We start from the raw sequence: 16,374 nt of genomic DNA on the forward strand, positions 1-16,374 counted from the left end.
ATGCCTCTTCGTCGGACTCAGTGCGCAGCGTCGGCAATGTGCTGCGTGCCGATCCGCTTGCGGAACACCCAGTACGTCCAGCTCTGGTAGAGCAGAACGAACGGCGTGGCGATCCCGGCACACCAGGTCATGATCTTCAAGGTGTACGGGCTCGACGACGCGTTGGTCACCGTCAGGCTCCAGTCCGCGTTGAGGGAGGACGGCATGACGTTGGGGAACAGCGTCAGGAAGAGCATCACCACCGCGGCCACGATGGTCAGCCCCGACAGGGCGAACGCCCAGCCCTCACGCCTTACTTGGGCTGCCACCAGCGCGGCGACGAGCGCCAGCACGGCCACGATCATCGCCGCCATGGACTTGCCGTCGCCACTGTCGGCCTGGGTCCAGAGCAGGAAGACGAGCGCCAGCACGGCGGCCACCAGGCCGACCTTGAGCGCCAGCTTGCGCGCCCGCTCCCGGATATCCCCGACGGTCTTCAGGCCGACGAAAACGGTCCCGTGGAACGTGAACAGCGTCAGTGTGACCAGGCCGCCGAGAAGGGCGTACGGGTTGAGCAGATCCCCGAAGCTGCCCACGTACTCGAACTTCGAGTCGATCTTCACTCCGTGCACGATGTTGCCGAAGGCCACACCCCACAGGAACGCGGGGATCAGCGAGGTCCAGAAGATCGCGGTCTCCCAGTTGCGCTGCCAGCCCTCCTCGGGCCGCTTCGCCCGGTACTCGAAGGCGACACCGCGCACGATCAGGCAGACCAGGATGATCAGCAGCGGCAGATAGAAGCCGGAGAAGAGCGTGGCGTACCACTCGGGGAAGGCGGCGAAGGTCGCGGCGCCCGCGGAGATGAGCCACACCTCGTTGCCGTCCCAGACGGGTCCGATGGTGTTGATGAGGACCCGCTTCTCGGTGCGGTCGCGGGCCAGCAGCTTGGTGAGGACACCGACCCCGAAGTCGAAGCCCTCCAGGAAGAAGTAGCCGGTCCAGAGGACGGCGATGAGTACGAACCAGACGTCGTGAAGATGCATGACTCAGCTGCTCCCTGGCCTAGTAGGAGAAGGCCATCGGCTTGTCGGCGTCATGGGAGTCGCCGCCGATCCTGGTGGGCGGGTTGAGATCGGACTCGGTGAGTTCGGGCGGTCCGGCCTTGACGTACTTCGCGAGCAGCTTGACCTCGATGACGGCGAGGATCGCGTAGAGCGACGTGAAGATGATCATCGAGGTGAGGACCTCACCCTGCGAGACACCGGGGGAGACCGCGTCCCGGGTCCGCAGTACGCCGTAGACGGCCCACGGCTGCCGGCCCGTCTCGGTGAAGATCCAGCCCCACGAGTTGGCGATCAGCGGGAAGCCCAGGGTCAGGATCGCGATGCGCCAGTACCACTTGGTGAGCGTCGGACCGAGCGCCTTGTTCTTGAAGAGCACCAGGTGCGGCACCTCGTCGTCGCCGACCCGCAGCTGCTGCGGCAGCATGAACTTCTTCCTGGTCAGCCAGAGTCCGGCCAGTCCGATGGCGAAGGACGCCATGCCGAAGCCGATCATCCAGCGGAAGCCCCAGAAGGCGACCGGGATGTTGGGCCGGTAGTCGCCGGGCCCGTACTGCTCCTGCTCGGCCTTGTTGGTGTCGTTGATGCCGGGGACGTACGAGGTGAAGCTGTCCGAAGAGAGGAAGGAGAGTATTCCGGGGACCTCGATGGCAACGGTGTTGTGGCCCTTGTCCACATCCCCGTACGCGAAGATCGAGAACGGCGCGGAGTCCTGGCCGTCCCACAGCGCCTCGGCGGCTGCCATCTTCATCGGCTGCTGCTTGAACATGACCTTGCCGAGGAAGTCGCCGCTGACCGCGGTGAGCAGTCCGGCGATGACCACGGTGACCAGGCCGAGCCGCAGCGAGGTCTTCATCACGGGGATGTGCTTCTTGCGGGACAGGTGGTAGGCGGCGATGCCCACCATGAAGGCACCGCCCGTGAGGAAGGACGCGGAGAGGGTGTGGAAGACCTGCGTGAGCGTGGTGTTCTGGGTCAGCACCTGCCAGAAGTCGGTGAGCTCCGCGCGCCCCTTCTCCCTGTTGATCCGGTAGCCGACGGGGTGCTGCATCCAGGAGTTGGCCGCGAGGATGAAATACGCCGACAGGATCGTGCCGAGGGAGACCATCCAGAGGCAGGCCAGGTGGATCTTCTTCGGCAGCTTGTCCCAGCCGAAGATCCACAGCCCGATGAAGGTGGACTCGAAGAAGAAGGCGATCAGGGACTCGAAGGCGAGCGGGGCACCGAAGACGTCGCCGACGAAACGCGAGTAGTCGGACCAGTTCATGCCGAACTGGAACTCCTGGACGATGCCGGTGACGACACCCATCGCGATGTTGATCAGGAAGAGCTTGCCCCAGAACTTTGTGGCCCTGAGGTACTTCTCGTTCTCCGTGCGCACCCAGGCGGTCTGCAAGCCGGCGGTGAGCGCGGCGAGGGAGATCGTCAGGGGGATGAAGAGGAAGTGGTAGACGGTGGTGATGCCGAACTGCCATCGCGCCAGGGTCTCCGGCGCCAGAGCCAATTCCACGTCGTTCTCCTTTCGTCGCCGTGGTCACAGCGGCAGTTTGCCGTGCATGTCACACACATCACGGGACAACCCGGACACGCTTGTGAACGCGTTCACATTCACAAGCAATTATGACCCATGGCTGTTCGAAGTCAGAGGGGTGGGGGGTCCCTAAGAACGGACCCCGTCACCTCTCTGCCGAAAACGGGCCCCGCGGATACGGCTCTCCCGGCCCGCAGGACATCTCACCGCGACCCTCGCCGACACCCCGACCGACCCAGGCCCTGCCGAAGGCCCGTACGCGTAGAACACCTGGACAACGGACCGTCTTCGCCGGAGGGCCGGGAAGACCCCGGAGGGCCCCGGAGCGAGCCACGAAAACCCCGGGAGTCCCGGGATTCCCGGAGCCCCCGGAGCCCCCGGAGCCCCCCGGTGCACTAGAGCTCCTTGCGGAACCGTTCCGTCACCTTCAGGAAGATGTCGTTCGCCTCGTTCTCGCCGACCGTCACACGCACCCCTTCGCCGGCGAACGGCCGTACGACGACACCGGCCTGCTCACAGGCGGCCGCGAAGTCGAGCGTGCGCTCCCCCAGCCGCAGCCACACGAAGTTCGCCTGTGTCTCGGGCACCGTCCAGCCCTGCTCGCGCAGCGAGGCGACCACGCGCTGGCGCTCGCACACCAATGCGCCGACCCGGCCGAGCAGTTCGTCCTCGGCGCGCAGCGAGGCCACCGCGGCGTCCTGCGCCAGCTGGCTCACTCCGAACGGGACCGCCGTCTTGCGCAGCGCCGCCGCCACCGGCTCGTGGGCGATCGCGAACCCCACGCGCAGCCCCGCGAGGCCGTACGCCTTCGAGAACGTCCGCAGCACACAGACGTTCGGCCGCTCCCGGTAGATGGCCACGCCGTCCGGCACCTCGGGGTCACGGATGAACTCGCGGTACGCCTCGTCCAGCACCACCAGCACATCGCTGGGCACCCGGTCGAGGAACCGCTCCAGCTCGGCCCGGCGCACCACCGTGCCCGTGGGGTTGTTGGGGTTACAGACGAAGATCAGCCGCGTACGGTCGGTGATCGCGTCCGCCATCGCGTCCAGGTCGTGCACATCGCCCGGCGTCAGCGGCACCTGTACGGAGGTCGCGCCGCTGACCTGCGTGATGATCGGGTAGGCCTCGAAGGACCGCCAGGCGTAGATCACCTCGTCGCCCGGACCGCTCGTGGCCTGGAGGAGCTGCTGGGCGACCCCGACCGAGCCGGTACCGGTGGCCAGGTGCGACAGGGGCACTCCGAAGCGCTCCGACAGCTCGCTCATCAGCCCCGAGCACGCCATGTCCGGGTAACGGTTGAAGGACCCGACCGACGAGGCCACGCTCTCCAACACACCCGGCAGCGGCGGATAGGGATTCTCGTTGGAGGACAGCTTGTACGCCACCGGTCCGGCGGCCGCGGCCGGCTTGCCGGGCTTGTAGGTGGGGATACCCTCCAGCTCGGCACGCAGCTTCGGGCTCGTCTCGCTCACCGCATCCTCCTCACGCACACCGACTGGCTGATGACCGCCACCGGCTTCCAATGCTTCTCACCTTATGAGGATTCGGCGCGCCTGCGTATGGCCGAGCAGGCATCGGACCACGAAGGCGCACGAAATGGGGGCGCGCCCCGCTTCCACGCACGCGCCGGTGGCTCGCGCCGTGGCGCGCATCCCTCGTGAAGGTGAGTTGAGACCTCTTCGAAACATGACCCACTTGGCAGGCCCATGCGCGTCGACAAGTCAGGTATTGCCATTGGATCGTTCAACTCCCTTGTAATCCAAGGTACTTCCACTTATTGATCTTGCAGAAACGTGCCTGTCAACGCGTGCATATGCGTCCGCCCTACCCCACCGCATGAGCCCTACTATCGGCTCGCCATGACAGCAGCAGGGAAGCACCAGGTGAGCCGGGCGGAGACCTCCCGCCGAGGCGGTCGGCCAGGCCGGGCAGGCATCAGAGACGTGGCCGCGGCAGCCGGGGTCTCCATCACGACCGTCTCCGACGCCCTCAACGGCAAGGGCCGGCTGCCGGACGCCACCCGACGCCACGTCCGCGAGGTCGCCGACCGGCTGGGCTATCGCCCATCGGCAGCGGCCCGAACGCTCCGTACCGGCAAGTCGGGCCTCATCGGCCTGACCGTGACGACGTACGGGGATGAACCTTTCACCTTCACGGAGTTCGCGTACTTCGCGGAGATGGCCAGAGCCGCCACCTCGGCCGCGCTCGCCCGGGGCTACGCCCTGGTCATCCTCCCCGCGACCTCGCGCCACGACGTGTGGTCCAACGTCGCCCTGGACGGCACGGTCGTCATCGACCCGTCCGACCAGGACCCGGTGGTCAGCGAGCTGGTCCGGCAGGGCTTACCGGTCGTCTCCGACGGCCGCCCGGCCGGCACGCTCCCGGTGACCGCCTGGGTCGACAACGACCACGAGGCCGCGGTGCTGGGGATCCTCGACCACCTCGCCGACGCGGGCGCCCGCCGGATCGGACTCCTCACGGGGACCACCACGGACACCTACACCCACCTGTCGACGACCGCGTACCTGCACTGGTGCGAGCGCGTCGGCCAGGACCCCGTCTACGAGGCCTACCCGGCCCACGACCCGTGCGCGGGCGCCGTCGCCGCCGACCGGCTGCTGGCCCGCCCCGACCGCCCCGACGCGGTCTACGGGCTCTTCGACCCGAACGGCACCGATCTGCTGGCCGCGGCCCGCCGCTACGGCCTGCGCGTACCGGACGACCTCCTGCTGGTCTGCTGCAGCGAGTCCACCGTGTACGCGAACACCGAACCGCCCATCACCACGCTCTCCCTGAAACCGCGCCGGATCGGCACGGCCGTGGTCCAGCTCCTCATCGACGCCATCGAGGGCCTCGAGTCGGACCAACCGGTCGAGCAGGTGATACCGACCGAGCTGATCGTGCGTACGTCGTCCGAGCGACGTCCGCCGCGTACGACGGTCAGTCCGCCCCGCTCACCCGAGCAGGGGTAGCCGGACAGTGGCCCGCGGGTAGCTCACAGGTTGCCCGCGAGCGACCCAAAGACGGCGGCCCGGTGGGGAAAGCCCCTCCCAATTAGGGCGAAAGCCGCGGTGAACCGGGGTCCTTCCCCGATTCACCACCCCTGGGTCATCACATGGCGCGATCCGCATTCCTATGATGGGCGGACGACACCGCGGGCCGCTGCGACCAGGCAGTCCGATGCGGTGCAGATGCGGCGCGATGGTGGAGGGGTCGATGACTCAGGGGGCCGGTCAGGGACCCGAGGTGGTGCGCACGGAGACGCTGCGCGACTTCCGGGTACCCGCGTACGTCCACGAGACCGGTCCGTACGCGCAGAGCACACCTCCCGACGAGGTCACCGGACCCGTCGCGGAGCCGCGGGGCTACCCTGAGAGTTACCCGGAGGGGTACACGCCCACCCAGCGCGACCTGCCGGTCATCAATCGAGGTGACACGCTTCAGGTGACCATCGACCCCACGCCCCAGTCCGTCCCCCAGTCCGCCGACGGGCCCGGCCCCCTGTACGTCGTCGGTGACGTGCACGGCTATCTCGACCAGCTCGTCGCGGCGCTCCAGGAGCAGGGCCTCGTCGACGCCGCGGGCAGCTGGTCCGCGGGCACCGCGCGGCTGTGGTTCCTCGGCGACTTCACCGACCGCGGCCCCGACGGCATCGGCGTCATCGATCTTGTGATGCGGCTGTCCGCCGAGGCGGCCGCGGCCGGCGGGTACTGCAAGGCGCTCATGGGCAACCACGAGCTGCTGCTGCTCGGCGCGAAGCGGTTCGGCGACACCCCCGTCAACTCCGGCGCGGGCACCGCCACCTTCCAGGCCGCCTGGCTGCTCAACGGCGGCCAGAAGACCGACATGGACCGCCTCCAGGACCACCACCTTCAGTGGATGGCCCGCCTCGACGCCATGGAGCAGGCGGACGGACACCTCCTGGTGCACTCGGACACCACCGCCTACCTCGACTACGGCGACTCCATCGAAGCGGTCAACGACACCATCCGCGAGACCCTCACGCGCAACGACGCGGACGAGTGCTGGGACCTGTTCCGCAAGTTCACCAAGCGCTTCGCGTTCCGCGACGACGGCGGCGCCGAGGCGGCCCGGTCCCTGCTGGACGCCTACGGCGGTACGCGCATCGTCCATGGCCACAGCCCGATTCCCTACCTCCTGGGCGAGGTCGGCTCCGAGGACGACGAGGACGGCACCGGCCCCGTGGTGGAGGGTCCGCACGTCTACGCCGACGGGCTGGCCATCGCCATGGACGGTGGAGTGACCATGGCCGGAAAGCTGCTGGTCCAGCAACTTCCCCTGGATAGCTGAACGTTCACCGGGCAGGCGTCCCACGGCGGAAGACTGTGCTGGCCAGAGGGCAATTTCTGGAAACCCCCTGTCACCGTGTGCCGTCACCGCTCTACCATCGGCTTATCCGTAGCAGGCTCCCCTCCGTTTCTGCCCGACGGCTCGTCAGCGTGCGAGCCCCAAGCCCTACGGAGCATCGGGGGATGCAGATGAACAGCGTTCCGCAGCACCTGCTGAGCGAGGACCGCCAGGAATACGAGCGGATCCTCGGTGAGGTGCTGCGCTCCGCCCCACACCGCCCGGAACTCGCCGCCGTCGACCGGCGGCTCAACACCGAACAGCTGCGCACCATGGCACTCAACGCCACCGCACTCATCACAGCGGCCGCGGCGACCGAGTACCAGCACTATGTGAAGGTCCGCGAGGAACTGCGCCAGCCGGCGCCGTCCACCCCGCCCGTCCGCGAGGAAGCCGGTGCCATGGAGCCGGGCGCGGCCGCGGTGGGGCTCGCCACCACCCTGGGAGAGGCCGCCGAGACCGCCGGGGCCGGCGCCGTCGCCGTCGTCCTCGCCCCCGTCCTCGCCGGCACCGCCGCGGCGATATTCCTGCTCGTCGGCTACATCCTGAAGATGCTCAATCCCGAGCAGGCGTTCACCCAGACCCTCCTGACCACCGGGTGGGTCTTCGGCGCGGTCACCGCGGCAGCGATCCTGGTCGCCGCGGTCGGCCTGCTGCTCACCGCTCTGCGCAACAGCCCCAGCGCCCTGGAGACCAGCGCCCAGAGCGAGCTGACCGATGAAGTGGCCCGGGCCAGGGAGGCCTGGCACGAGGCCCTGCTGGAGCGGGGCCTCCTGCCGTTCCTCCGCGAGGCACTCGCCGACCCCGGCACGGCCGCACTGGGCAGCCCCGCCCCCTCGGAGGCACCCAGCCGCATCCCGCACCTCGGCTACCACCGCCCGGGCTTCACCAGCCCCGACGGCGGGCCCGCGGCGGGCCCCCGCCCCAGCTTCACGAGCCCGGACTTCACCAGCCCGGACTTCGGGGGGCCGGAGCACCAGCCGGAGTAACACCCGGCCGAACCGGCAGTCGGCCGCGACGACCATCGGCCGGTGCGGCCGGGCCCTTCGGACCTCAGCCGGAGTGACCGGGCCGCCGGAGGCCGACCGGCGCAGCCGGAAGCAACCCACCGGAGTCCGGCCCGCGCTCACCGAGAGCGCGGGCCGGAACTTCAGCTCCGGCTCTCTCGTCCCAGTCAGTCCGCCAACGGCAGATAGACCCGGTTCCCGGCCGCCGCGAACTCCTTGGACTTCTGTGCCATGCCTTCCTCGACCTCCGTCCGCGTCCCGCCGTGCTCACGGCGGATGTCCTGGGAGATCTTCATCGAACAGAACTTCGGCCCGCACATCGAGCAGAAGTGGGCCGTCTTGGCCGGCTCCGCCGGGAGCGTCTCGTCGTGGAACTCCCGTGCCGTGTCCGGGTCGAGGGCCAGGTTGAACTGGTCCTCCCAGCGGAACTCGAACCGGGCGTCGGACAGCGCGTCGTCCCACTCCTGCGCGCCTGGGTGCCCCTTGGCGAGGTCGGCGGCATGGGCGGCGATCTTGTAGGTGATGACGCCGGTCTTGACGTCGTCACGGTTGGGCAGACCCAAGTGCTCCTTGGGCGTGACGTAGCAGAGCATCGCCGTGCCCCACCAGGCGATCATCGCGGCACCGATGCCGGAGGTGATGTGGTCGTACGCCGGCGCGACGTCCGTCGTCAGTGGGCCGAGCGTATAGAAAGGAGCTTCATCGCAGATCTCCTGCTGAAGGTCGATGTTCTCCTTGATCTTGTGCATCGGGACGTGGCCCGGGCCCTCGATCATGGTCTGTACGTTGAAACGCTTCGCGATCCGGTTGAGTTCCCCCAGAGTTCGGAGTTCCGCGAACTGCGCCTCGTCGTTGGCGTCCGCGATCGAGCCGGGACGCAGACCGTCGCCGAGGGAGTACGTGACGTCGTATGCCGCGAGGATCTCGCAGAGCTCCTCGAAGTTCTCGTACAGGAAGCTCTCCTTGTGGTGCGCCAGGCACCACGCCGCCATGATCGAGCCGCCGCGCGAGACGATCCCGGTCTTGCGGTTCGCGGTGAGCGGCACATAGGGGAGGCGCACGCCCGCATGGACCGTCATGTAGTCCACGCCCTGCTCGGCCTGTTCGATGACCGTGTCCTTGTAGATCTCCCAGGTCAGTTCCTCGGCCCTGCCGTCGACCTTCTCGAGCGCCTGGTAGAGCGGGACCGTGCCGATCGGCACGGGGGAGTTGCGCAGGACCCATTCGCGCGTGGTGTGGATGTTGCGGCCGGTGGACAGGTCCATGACGGTGTCGGCGCCCCAGCGGGTCGCCCAGGTCATCTTCTCGACCTCCTCCTCGATGGAGGAAGTGACCGCGGAGTTGCCGATGTTGGCGTTGACCTTCACCAGGAACCGCTTGCCGATGATCATCGGCTCGATCTCCGGGTGGTTGACGTTCACGGGCATTACGGCCCGTCCGGCCGCGATCTCCTCGCGCACGACCTCCGCCGAGACGTTCTCCCGGACGGCCACGAACTCCATCTCGGGCGTGATCTCGCCGCGGCGCGCGTACGCGAGCTGCGTCACGGCCTGTCCGTCACGGCCCCGGCGCGGCTGACGTGGCCGCCCCGGGAACACCGCGTCCAGGTTGCGCAGCCCGCCGCGCGGCGAGGTGTGCTTGATCCCGTCGTCCTCGGGGCGAACGGGTCGGCCCGCGTACTCCTCGGTGTCGCCGCGGGCGATGATCCAGTTCTCCCGCAGCGGCGCGAGTCCCCTGCGGACATCGGTGTCGACGGACGGGTCGGTGTACGGGCCGGAGGTGTCGTAGAGCGTCACCGACTCCCCGTTGGTGAGGTGCACCTGACGGACCGGCACCCGCAGATCGGGGCGCGAACCCGCGACGTACGCCTTGTGCCAGCCGATGGATTTCCCGGCCTCCTGGTCGCCCTGGGGCGAGGCGAGCGCCTCGCCCGTCTGGCTGGAGGCAGGCGTGCGTGCGTCCTTGTTGGTCATGAGACCTACTCCCTACGCCGGCATTACCCGGTAACAGGTTCAGCGGTCGACGCAGCAATGTCCGCCCGACGATGTTCCACGTGAAACATCGCGGATGCGGAGGTCAGCGCCCTCTCAGCCCGGTGCTCCGAGCTCCCGCGTGTGCAAAGGTCCTCTCACGCTAGCGTCTGATTGGGCGAGCTGAACAGTGGGCCCCTCCCGTTCTTGCGATGATCGGTCGGTGACCACGACGCAACAGCCCCCATTCCCGCCGTCCGAGCCTCCGCGCGGCCAAGGCCCCGGCGGCGGCCGTGGACAAAGCGACGGTCCGGGGGGCCACAGCCCTGGAGACGGCCATGACCATGGCCAGGGCTCCGGAGGCGGGAACGGTCCCGGCCACTCGCACAGTCACAGTCATGGCCCGGCCGCCCCCGTTTCCCAACATCTGCGCAAGGTCATCGCCGCGATCCTGATCCCGTTCGCCGTGGCGGTCGTAGTGGGTCTCGCGGTGCTGTGGCCGGGCGGTGTCCCGGGACATGAGCGCAGCGGTGTGGGCTTCGACCGGCAGACCCAGCAGGCCACGGTCACCAAGGTCGACGAGGTCGACTGCAAGTCCGTGAACGCCTCGGGTGACACCCCGACCGGCGACACCTCCACCGCCGAAGGCTCCTCTGCCCAGCAGCAGGCCAGTGGCACCTGCAAGAAGGCAACCATCCGCGTCGACACCGGCAAGGACAAGGGCCGTACGTTCACCGAGATCGTCCAGCCGGACCAGACACGGCAGTTGCACCAGGGCGAGAAGGTCGTGGTCGCCTACGAACCCTCCGCACCCAAGAACTTGCAGTATTCGGTCACCGATGTGGAGCGCAAGTTCCCCATGGCTTTGCTCGCCGGCATCTTCGCACTCGCCGTCGTCGTCGTGGGCCGGATGCGCGGCGTCATGGCGCTGGTCGCGCTGGCCATCAGCTTCATGGTGCTGACCTTGTTCATCCTGCCCGCGATCCTGGAGGGCTCGAATCCACTGATCGTGGCGGTGGTCGGGGCGAGCGCCATCATGTTGATCGCGCTCTACATGTGTCACGGTCTTTCAGCCCGGACATCGGTGGCCGTACTGGGCACGCTGCTCTCGTTGGTGCTGATCGGCCTGCTCGGCTCACAGTTCATCGGCTGGGCCGCGCTGACCGGCAACACGGACGACAACACTGGCCTGATCCACGGCCTGTACCCGCACATCGACATGAGTGGTCTGCTGCTGGCGGGCGTGATCATCGGTTCCCTCGGTGTTCTCGACGACGTGACGGTCACTCAGACGTCGGCGGTATGGGAGCTGCACGAGGCCAATCCGACGATGGGCTGGCGCGGTCTGTATCGCGCGGGCATCCGCATCGGCCGCGACCACATCGCGTCGGTCGTCAACACGTTGGTCCTGGCGTATGCGGGTGCCGCCCTGCCCCTGCTGCTCCTCTTCTCGATCGCGCAGAGCAGCGTCGGCACGGTCGCCAACAGCGAACTGGTCGCCGAGGAGATCGTCCGCACACTCGTCGGCTCGATCGGCCTGGTCGCCTCTGTTCCCGTCACCACGGCCCTGGCCGCCCTGGTGGTCTCGGCGGACCGCCCGGGAACGCCCGCACCGGCTGCGGCCGCACCGCTGCGCTCCGGGAGGGGGCGCCGCCGCAAGCGCTGACGTCCACTCCAGGGCGGGGCGCATCCGCGGCTCGGCCCAGGAAGAAGGTGACTCCGGCCCGGCGGAGCGCCCGGCGAGGCGAACTGGCTCAATACCGCCGACACACGGCCGTCGGCGTTAAGCCATGTGAGTGCTGAACCGTTACGCCTCTGTTGACGTCAGGTGCGTCAACCCGCGCTCTGCTCCTCCGCGAGGATGCGGTCCAGCGCCTCGTCGAGATGGGCATCGAAGTCAGCAAGGGAACACTCCTGGCCCAGAGGCACCAGCTTGTCGGTGCGGTCGAGGAACGTCACCAGCGGTACCGCCCCGGACCGGAACAGTGCGTGATCGCCGCCCACCTGAAGCCGGATCAGCACCTCGCCGAACGCCTCGCGATCAGCGGGCGCGATGTGCACATCACCGTCACCGCACGGCCGGCCCACCCCGTCGATCAGCAGCTCCCGGCCGAACGTCCAGGTCACGGGCGCGTCGCCGGGCAGGTGGAAGGTCAGCTGCACGGCAAACGGATCACAGGTCTCGTATCGCAGCTCCACCGGAATGCGGAAAGAGAGCTCCTCCGACACGAGGAAGCTCATCATGACCTCTGCCTGCACCGACTCGCGCATCGCCTACCCCGTCGTTTGCCGTCGACTGGCCAGGAGTCAGCCCCTGACGCTGCAGGCATCTTGCTGAAAGTACACGTGAGATCACAAGGAGTGAGTTTTCAGATGCTGATAGAGATGGAGAGTGTCCCCAGCAGCCTTCCGATCTCTCCCTGCAACTGCCGTGCTGCCGGCAGCAACCGGTCGGCCTGGGAAAGCGGGAGGGAGAGCGCCATGGCCGCGGCCGTCGTGCCGGCCGTGATCGGAATCGCGGCGCAGACCGTACCCAGCGCGTACTCCTGCCGCTCGACCACGGGTTCCATCCGTCCCACGCGTTCCAGCCGCCTCAGAAGTGTGTGTTCGTCACGCACCGTATACGGGGTGATCGACTGCACCGGGTAGCGATCGAGGTGGTCCCGGCGGGCCCCCTCGTCGAGCTGGGACAGCAGACACTGGCCGATCGCGTGCGCATGCCCGGTCTCCCGGAAGTCGGCCCACTCCTCGACCGCCGGATTGCCCGGAGTATCGGCGACGCAGACGACCTCGATCTCGCCGTCGCGGTAGACCGCGAAGTACACGGGTACACCGATCGAATCGTGCCAGTGCGCAAGCACGTCGTTCACCGCGCTGCGACGTTTCTCCTGAGCTCCGCTGCTGCCCAGCCGCTCGGCCGCCTCCCCGAGGAAGAACAGCCCCTTCTCACGCCGTAGATAGCCTTCGTGGGCCAGCGTGCGCAGCAGATGGTAGGCGGTCGGCAGCGCCAGCCCGGCTTCGCGGGCCAGCTGTTTGGCGGGTGCCCCGTACTCGCGGGCGGCGACGGCTTCCAGCAGGCGCATCGCCCGCTGCACGGATCCGATCAGCGTGGTGGGGTGCGGCTCCGAGGGCAGAGCGGCCGATGGCAGAGCGGACGCTTCCGCTCGATGGGTGCGCGGCTCCGCCGGCGAACCGCGCCGCTGTGTGGGTGGGCCGATTGATCCGGTGGGTGCGGTGTCAGCGGTGGCCAAGGGGCACTCCCGAAGCGCGTGGAGGGGCCGCCCGTGCGAGGGAACACGGGAGGGGTGTGCGCCGCCCGCGGGGAGCAACCCCGGGTCGAATTCCGGACTTTAACCGCCCCTCACCGCACACAGACGGCCTCACCGGAAAACTTCCCCCACCCGAGGGAACCTGGCGTTCCTGTTACCGGCCCGCCCGTTACCAGCCGCTCACCCGTTCACGCGTCACCCCTGGCCGCGTGCTGACGGCTCACCAGTCGCTGTGCGACGAGGAGCTCGACATGAACTTCCGCACGACGAAGATCAGTCCGCCGACCAGCGCCACAAAGACCAGCAGCTTGAAAAGCAGGCCGATGACAAAGCCGACGACGCTCGCTATCAGGCCGCCGAAGACGACCAGGGCGATGACCGGCACCGCGACCCACTTAACCCACCACGGCATACCCGCGAAAATCTCTCGCATCGCCCTTGTCCTTACGTCTCCGCCCGTCGCCCCGAGTCCGGGGACCTGTTTCCGGGTCCTTCCATGTCCTGCATCCGATGCTAGGGCCGCAGAAGGCCCGAACGGGGGCCTCGCACCCCTTGTCGTCCCCTGACCGGTCCCCTAGGGAACCCTGAGACGGACATCAGCTCTCGGGCGGAGAGAACACCACCACGACCCGCAGATCCTCGGTGATGTGGTGGAACTTGTGGGCGACTCCGGCAGGCACGTACACGACGCTGCCGCGCGCGACCTGGGTGGTTTCCATACCGACCGTGATCGAGGCGCGCCCGCTGACGACCAGGTACACCTCGTCCTGCTGATGCGGCTTCTGCGGGTCGAGTTCGCCCGCGTCGAGCGCGTACAGGCCGACCGACATGTTCCGTTCGCGCAGGAACTGCAGGTAGGCGCCGTCGTTGGCGGCGCGCTCCGCCTCCAGTTCGTCCAGCCGGAATGCCTTCATCGCCCTTGTCCGCCCTCGTCCGCTCTCGTTCGCTCGCGTTCGCGATCAACCGTGATTAAAGCCGTGATCGCTGCCGTACTCGTTTGCCGATCTGTTCTGCCACGATCAGACACATGAAGAATTTCGTAGTCAAGACGATCGCCAACGCGGGGGCCCTCGCCGTCGCCGTGTGGCTGCTCGACAAGATCACCCTGACGGGCGACAGCACCGGCAAGAAGATCGGCACGCTGATAGTCGTCGCCCTGGTCTTCGGGCTGGTGAACTTCCTGGTCAAGCCGATCGTGAAGGTGCTGACCTTCCCGCTGTTCATTCTCACGCTCGGCCTGATCACGCTGGTGGTCAACGCCCTGATGCTGCTGCTCACCTCGTGGCTGGCCGACAAGCTCGACCTCAGCTTCCATGTCGAGGGCTTCTGGACCGCCGTCGTGGGCGGCCTCATCATCTCCGTCGTCTCCTGGGCCCTCAACGTCGTCCTGCCCGACGACAAGGACTGAGCGTCCCGATGACCTATCGCGTCTGCTTCGTCTGCACCGGCAACATCTGCCGCTCGCCGATGGCCGAGTCCGTCTTCCGCGCCCGGATCGCGGAGGCCGGACTCGACGGCCTGGTGGAGGTCTCCAGCGCGGGCACGGGCGGCTGGCACGAGGGCGACGGCGCCGATCCGCGCACTGTGGCCGTGCTGGAGGCGAACGGCTACGAAAGCGGTCATACGGCACGGCAGTTCCAGGCCTCGTGGTTCTCCCACCTCGACCTCGTGATCGCCCTCGACTCCGGCCATCTGAAGGCCCTGCGCCGGCTCGCGCCCGCCCCGGCGGACACGGAGAAGGTCCGACTCCTGCGTTCGTACGATCCCGCCGCGGACGCCGATCCGGACGTACCGGATCCGTATTACGGACAAATGGACGGCTTCGAAGAGTGTCTTGAAATGGTGGAGGCGGCGAGCCCAGGCCTGCTCGCCGCGGTACGGCAGCAACTGGAGGGACGGGCAGCATGACCTCAGGAGATTTCGTCGCGGAGACCGGTGACGGCACTCGGGCCGTTCGGGCCGGGCTACCGGACCCCGTGAAGCACGAGCCGACCCTCCCAGGCCCCGTCTTCGCCGCCCATTTCCATCTGCCCGGCGAGCCCACCGGCCCGTACACCTACGGCCGCGACGAGAACCCCACCTGGACCCATCTGGAACGGGCGATCGGCGAGTTGGAGGCGCCCGGACAGGACGGCGTCGAGACGCTGACCTTCGCCTCCGGCATGGCCGCCATCTCCGCGGTCCTCTTCTCCCAGCTGCGCGCCGGCGACACCGTGGTCCTGCCCGACGACGGCTACCAGGTACTGCCGCTGGTGCGCGAGCAGCTGACCGCGTACGGCATCGAGGTGCGCACCGCACCGACGGGCGGCGACGCCCAGCTCGACATCCTCGACGGCGCGAAGCTGCTGTGGATCGAGACCCCTTCGAACCCGGGTCTCGACGTGTGCGACGTACGGCGCCTCGTCGCGGCGGCCCACGCACAGGGCACCCTCGTCGCGGTCGACAACACCCTGGCGACCCCACTGGGGCAGCGGCCGCTTGAGCTGGGCGCCGACTTCGCCGTGGCCAGCGGCACCAAGATGCTCACCGGGCACGGAGACATCCTGCTCGGATACGTCACGGGCCGCGACGCGGCGCCGATGGCCGCCGTACGGCGCTGGCGCAAGATCGTCGGGGCGATTCCGGGGCCCATGGAGGCGTGGCTCGCGCACCGCTCGCTGGCCACACTGCAACTGCGCGCGGACCGGCAGAACGCCAATGCCCTCGCGGTCGCCGAGGCGCTGCGCGGCCGGTCCGAGGTGAGCGGACTGCGCTATCCCGGGCTGCCCGACGACCCCTCGCACAAGATCGCCTCGCAGCAGATGCGGCGCTACGGGTGCGTGGTGTCGTTTTCACTGCCCACGCGCGGGCGTGCCGAGCGTTTTCTCGACGCCCTGACACTCGTGGACGATGCGACCAGCTTCGGCGGGGTACGGTCCACCGCCGAGCGACGTGGCCGCTGGGGCGGCGACGCGGTGGCGGAGGGCTTCATCCGCTTCTCGGCCGGAGCCGAGGATCCAGAGGACCTGGTGGCGGATGTGCTGCGCGCGCTCGACGAGTCGGCACACTGACTACTTCCTGAGTGACCGGTCAGTAATCGGCTACGCACAACGGACGGTCCGAGCCTCCCCCCTCGTGGCTCGGACCGTCCCGGTTCCGCGCGCGAAGAACCGCGCGACCAAGGCTAGTTGACTCTGTGTCAGTGTC

General features: G+C 68.2%; 15 protein-coding genes. 7 read left to right on the forward strand and 8 right to left on the reverse strand.

What is annotated here, in order from left to right; translation table 11 throughout:
• Nucleotides 1-17: 17 nt before the first annotated feature.
• The 3 genes from cydB to hisC all read right to left on the reverse strand — a co-directional run bounded on the left by cydB (nt 18) and on the right by hisC (nt 4,046).
• Nucleotides 18-1,022, reverse strand: coding sequence for a cytochrome d ubiquinol oxidase subunit II (gene cydB, locus SAVERM_RS22025; protein ID WP_010985686.1), 1,005 nt, complete (start codon nt 1,020-1,022; stop codon nt 18-20).
• Nucleotides 1,023-1,041: 19 nt separating this feature from the next.
• Complete coding sequence (locus tag SAVERM_RS22030) at nt 1,042-2,550, reverse strand: cytochrome ubiquinol oxidase subunit I (RefSeq protein ID WP_010985687.1); 1,509 nt, start codon at nt 2,548-2,550, stop codon at nt 1,042-1,044.
• A gap of 416 nt (nt 2,551-2,966) precedes the next feature.
• Nucleotides 2,967-4,046 (reverse strand): histidinol-phosphate transaminase, encoded by a 1,080-nt coding sequence (gene hisC, locus SAVERM_RS22035; RefSeq protein ID WP_010985688.1) that lies wholly within the window; start codon nt 4,044-4,046, stop codon nt 2,967-2,969.
• Nucleotides 4,047-4,433: 387 nt separating this feature from the next.
• Here hisC and SAVERM_RS22040 point away from each other — a divergent pair, with 387 nt between their 5' ends.
• The 3 genes from SAVERM_RS22040 (at nt 4,434) to SAVERM_RS22050 (ending at nt 7,931) form a co-directional block, all read left to right on the forward strand.
• Nucleotides 4,434-5,546 (forward strand): LacI family DNA-binding transcriptional regulator, encoded by a 1,113-nt coding sequence (locus SAVERM_RS22040; RefSeq protein ID WP_010985689.1) that lies wholly within the window; start codon nt 4,434-4,436, stop codon nt 5,544-5,546.
• Between the two features lie 229 nt (nt 5,547-5,775).
• A complete protein-coding gene (locus tag SAVERM_RS22045) occupies nt 5,776-6,885 on the forward strand; it encodes a metallophosphoesterase (protein WP_010985690.1) in 1,110 nt (369 codons plus the stop codon).
• A 182-nt stretch (nt 6,886-7,067) separates the two neighbouring features.
• Entirely contained in the window at nt 7,068-7,931 is an 864-nt protein-coding gene (locus SAVERM_RS22050) for a hypothetical protein (protein WP_037647703.1), read from the forward strand.
• A 185-nt stretch (nt 7,932-8,116) separates the two neighbouring features.
• Here the strand turns inward: SAVERM_RS22050 and thiC are convergent, their stop codons facing one another.
• Nucleotides 8,117-9,922, reverse strand: a complete 1,806-nt coding sequence (gene thiC, locus SAVERM_RS22055) for a phosphomethylpyrimidine synthase ThiC (RefSeq protein ID WP_010985692.1) — start codon at nt 9,920-9,922, stop codon at nt 8,117-8,119.
• Nucleotides 9,923-10,142: 220 nt separating this feature from the next.
• Between thiC and SAVERM_RS22060 the strand changes: the two genes are divergently transcribed.
• Entirely contained in the window at nt 10,143-11,585 is a 1,443-nt protein-coding gene (locus SAVERM_RS22060) for a YibE/F family protein (protein WP_010985693.1), read from the forward strand.
• A 167-nt stretch (nt 11,586-11,752) separates the two neighbouring features.
• Here SAVERM_RS22060 and SAVERM_RS22065 read toward each other — a convergent pair whose 3' ends face one another.
• The 4 genes from SAVERM_RS22065 to SAVERM_RS22080 all read right to left on the reverse strand — a co-directional run bounded on the left by SAVERM_RS22065 (nt 11,753) and on the right by SAVERM_RS22080 (nt 14,102).
• Nucleotides 11,753-12,190, reverse strand: a complete 438-nt coding sequence (locus tag SAVERM_RS22065; protein WP_037647705.1) for an SsgA family sporulation/cell division regulator — start codon at nt 12,188-12,190, stop codon at nt 11,753-11,755.
• 98 nt (nt 12,191-12,288) lie between these two features.
• Nucleotides 12,289-13,002 (reverse strand): IclR family transcriptional regulator, encoded by a 714-nt coding sequence (locus SAVERM_RS22070; RefSeq protein WP_171033168.1) that lies wholly within the window; start codon nt 13,000-13,002, stop codon nt 12,289-12,291.
• A 406-nt stretch (nt 13,003-13,408) separates the two neighbouring features.
• Nucleotides 13,409-13,621, reverse strand: coding sequence for a DUF5326 family protein (locus SAVERM_RS22075; protein WP_010985696.1), 213 nt, complete (start codon nt 13,619-13,621; stop codon nt 13,409-13,411).
• 163 nt (nt 13,622-13,784) lie between these two features.
• Nucleotides 13,785-14,102 carry a cupin domain-containing protein gene (locus SAVERM_RS22080; protein ID WP_010985697.1) on the reverse strand — a complete coding sequence of 106 codons (318 nt, stop codon included), beginning with the start codon at nt 14,100-14,102 and terminating at the stop codon, nt 13,785-13,787.
• Between the two features lie 113 nt (nt 14,103-14,215).
• On the opposite strand from SAVERM_RS22080, the gene SAVERM_RS22085 reads away from it, so the two are divergent.
• The 3 genes from SAVERM_RS22085 to SAVERM_RS22095 are packed head-to-tail and all read left to right on the forward strand — an operon-like array spanning nt 14,216 to nt 16,238.
• On the forward strand, nt 14,216-14,596 hold the full coding sequence (locus SAVERM_RS22085; RefSeq protein ID WP_010985698.1) for a phage holin family protein: 381 nt from the start codon (nt 14,216-14,218) through the stop codon (nt 14,594-14,596).
• Nucleotides 14,597-14,604: 8 nt separating this feature from the next.
• The gene (locus SAVERM_RS22090; protein WP_010985699.1) at nt 14,605-15,096 is read left to right on the forward strand and encodes a low molecular weight protein-tyrosine-phosphatase; all 492 of its coding nucleotides are present in this window, start codon (nt 14,605-14,607) and stop codon (nt 15,094-15,096) included.
• Complete coding sequence (locus SAVERM_RS22095; protein ID WP_010985700.1) at nt 15,093-16,238, forward strand: cystathionine gamma-lyase; 1,146 nt, start codon at nt 15,093-15,095, stop codon at nt 16,236-16,238. The genes SAVERM_RS22090 and SAVERM_RS22095 overlap by 4 nt, the downstream gene beginning before the upstream one ends.
• The last annotated feature ends 136 nt before the right edge of the window (nt 16,239-16,374 follow it).

This window comes from Streptomyces avermitilis MA-4680 = NBRC 14893, assembly GCF_000009765.2.
Taxonomy (GTDB): Bacteria; Actinomycetota; Actinomycetes; order Streptomycetales; family Streptomycetaceae; genus Streptomyces; species Streptomyces avermitilis.

Coding starts and splice junctions, on each gene's coding strand:
- cydB (WP_010985686.1), bottom strand. CDS start 1,022: ATGCATCTTCACGACGTCTGGTTCGTACTCATCGCCGTCCTCTGGACC.
- SAVERM_RS22040 (WP_010985689.1), top strand. CDS start 4,434: ATGACAGCAGCAGGGAAGCACCAGGTGAGCCGGGCGGAGACCTCCCGC.
- SAVERM_RS22045 (WP_010985690.1), top strand. CDS start 5,776: ATGGTGGAGGGGTCGATGACTCAGGGGGCCGGTCAGGGACCCGAGGTG.
- SAVERM_RS22050 (WP_037647703.1), top strand. CDS start 7,068: ATGCAGATGAACAGCGTTCCGCAGCACCTGCTGAGCGAGGACCGCCAG.
- thiC (WP_010985692.1), bottom strand. CDS start 9,922: ATGACCAACAAGGACGCACGCACGCCTGCCTCCAGCCAGACGGGCGAG.
- SAVERM_RS22065 (WP_037647705.1), bottom strand. CDS start 12,190: ATGCGCGAGTCGGTGCAGGCAGAGGTCATGATGAGCTTCCTCGTGTCG.
- SAVERM_RS22070 (WP_171033168.1), bottom strand. CDS start 13,002: ATGCGCCTGCTGGAAGCCGTCGCCGCCCGCGAGTACGGGGCACCCGCC.
- SAVERM_RS22075 (WP_010985696.1), bottom strand. CDS start 13,621: ATGCGAGAGATTTTCGCGGGTATGCCGTGGTGGGTTAAGTGGGTCGCG.
- SAVERM_RS22080 (WP_010985697.1), bottom strand. CDS start 14,102: ATGAAGGCATTCCGGCTGGACGAACTGGAGGCGGAGCGCGCCGCCAAC.
- SAVERM_RS22085 (WP_010985698.1), top strand. CDS start 14,216: ATGAAGAATTTCGTAGTCAAGACGATCGCCAACGCGGGGGCCCTCGCC.
- SAVERM_RS22090 (WP_010985699.1), top strand. CDS start 14,605: ATGACCTATCGCGTCTGCTTCGTCTGCACCGGCAACATCTGCCGCTCG.
- SAVERM_RS22095 (WP_010985700.1), top strand. CDS start 15,093: ATGACCTCAGGAGATTTCGTCGCGGAGACCGGTGACGGCACTCGGGCC.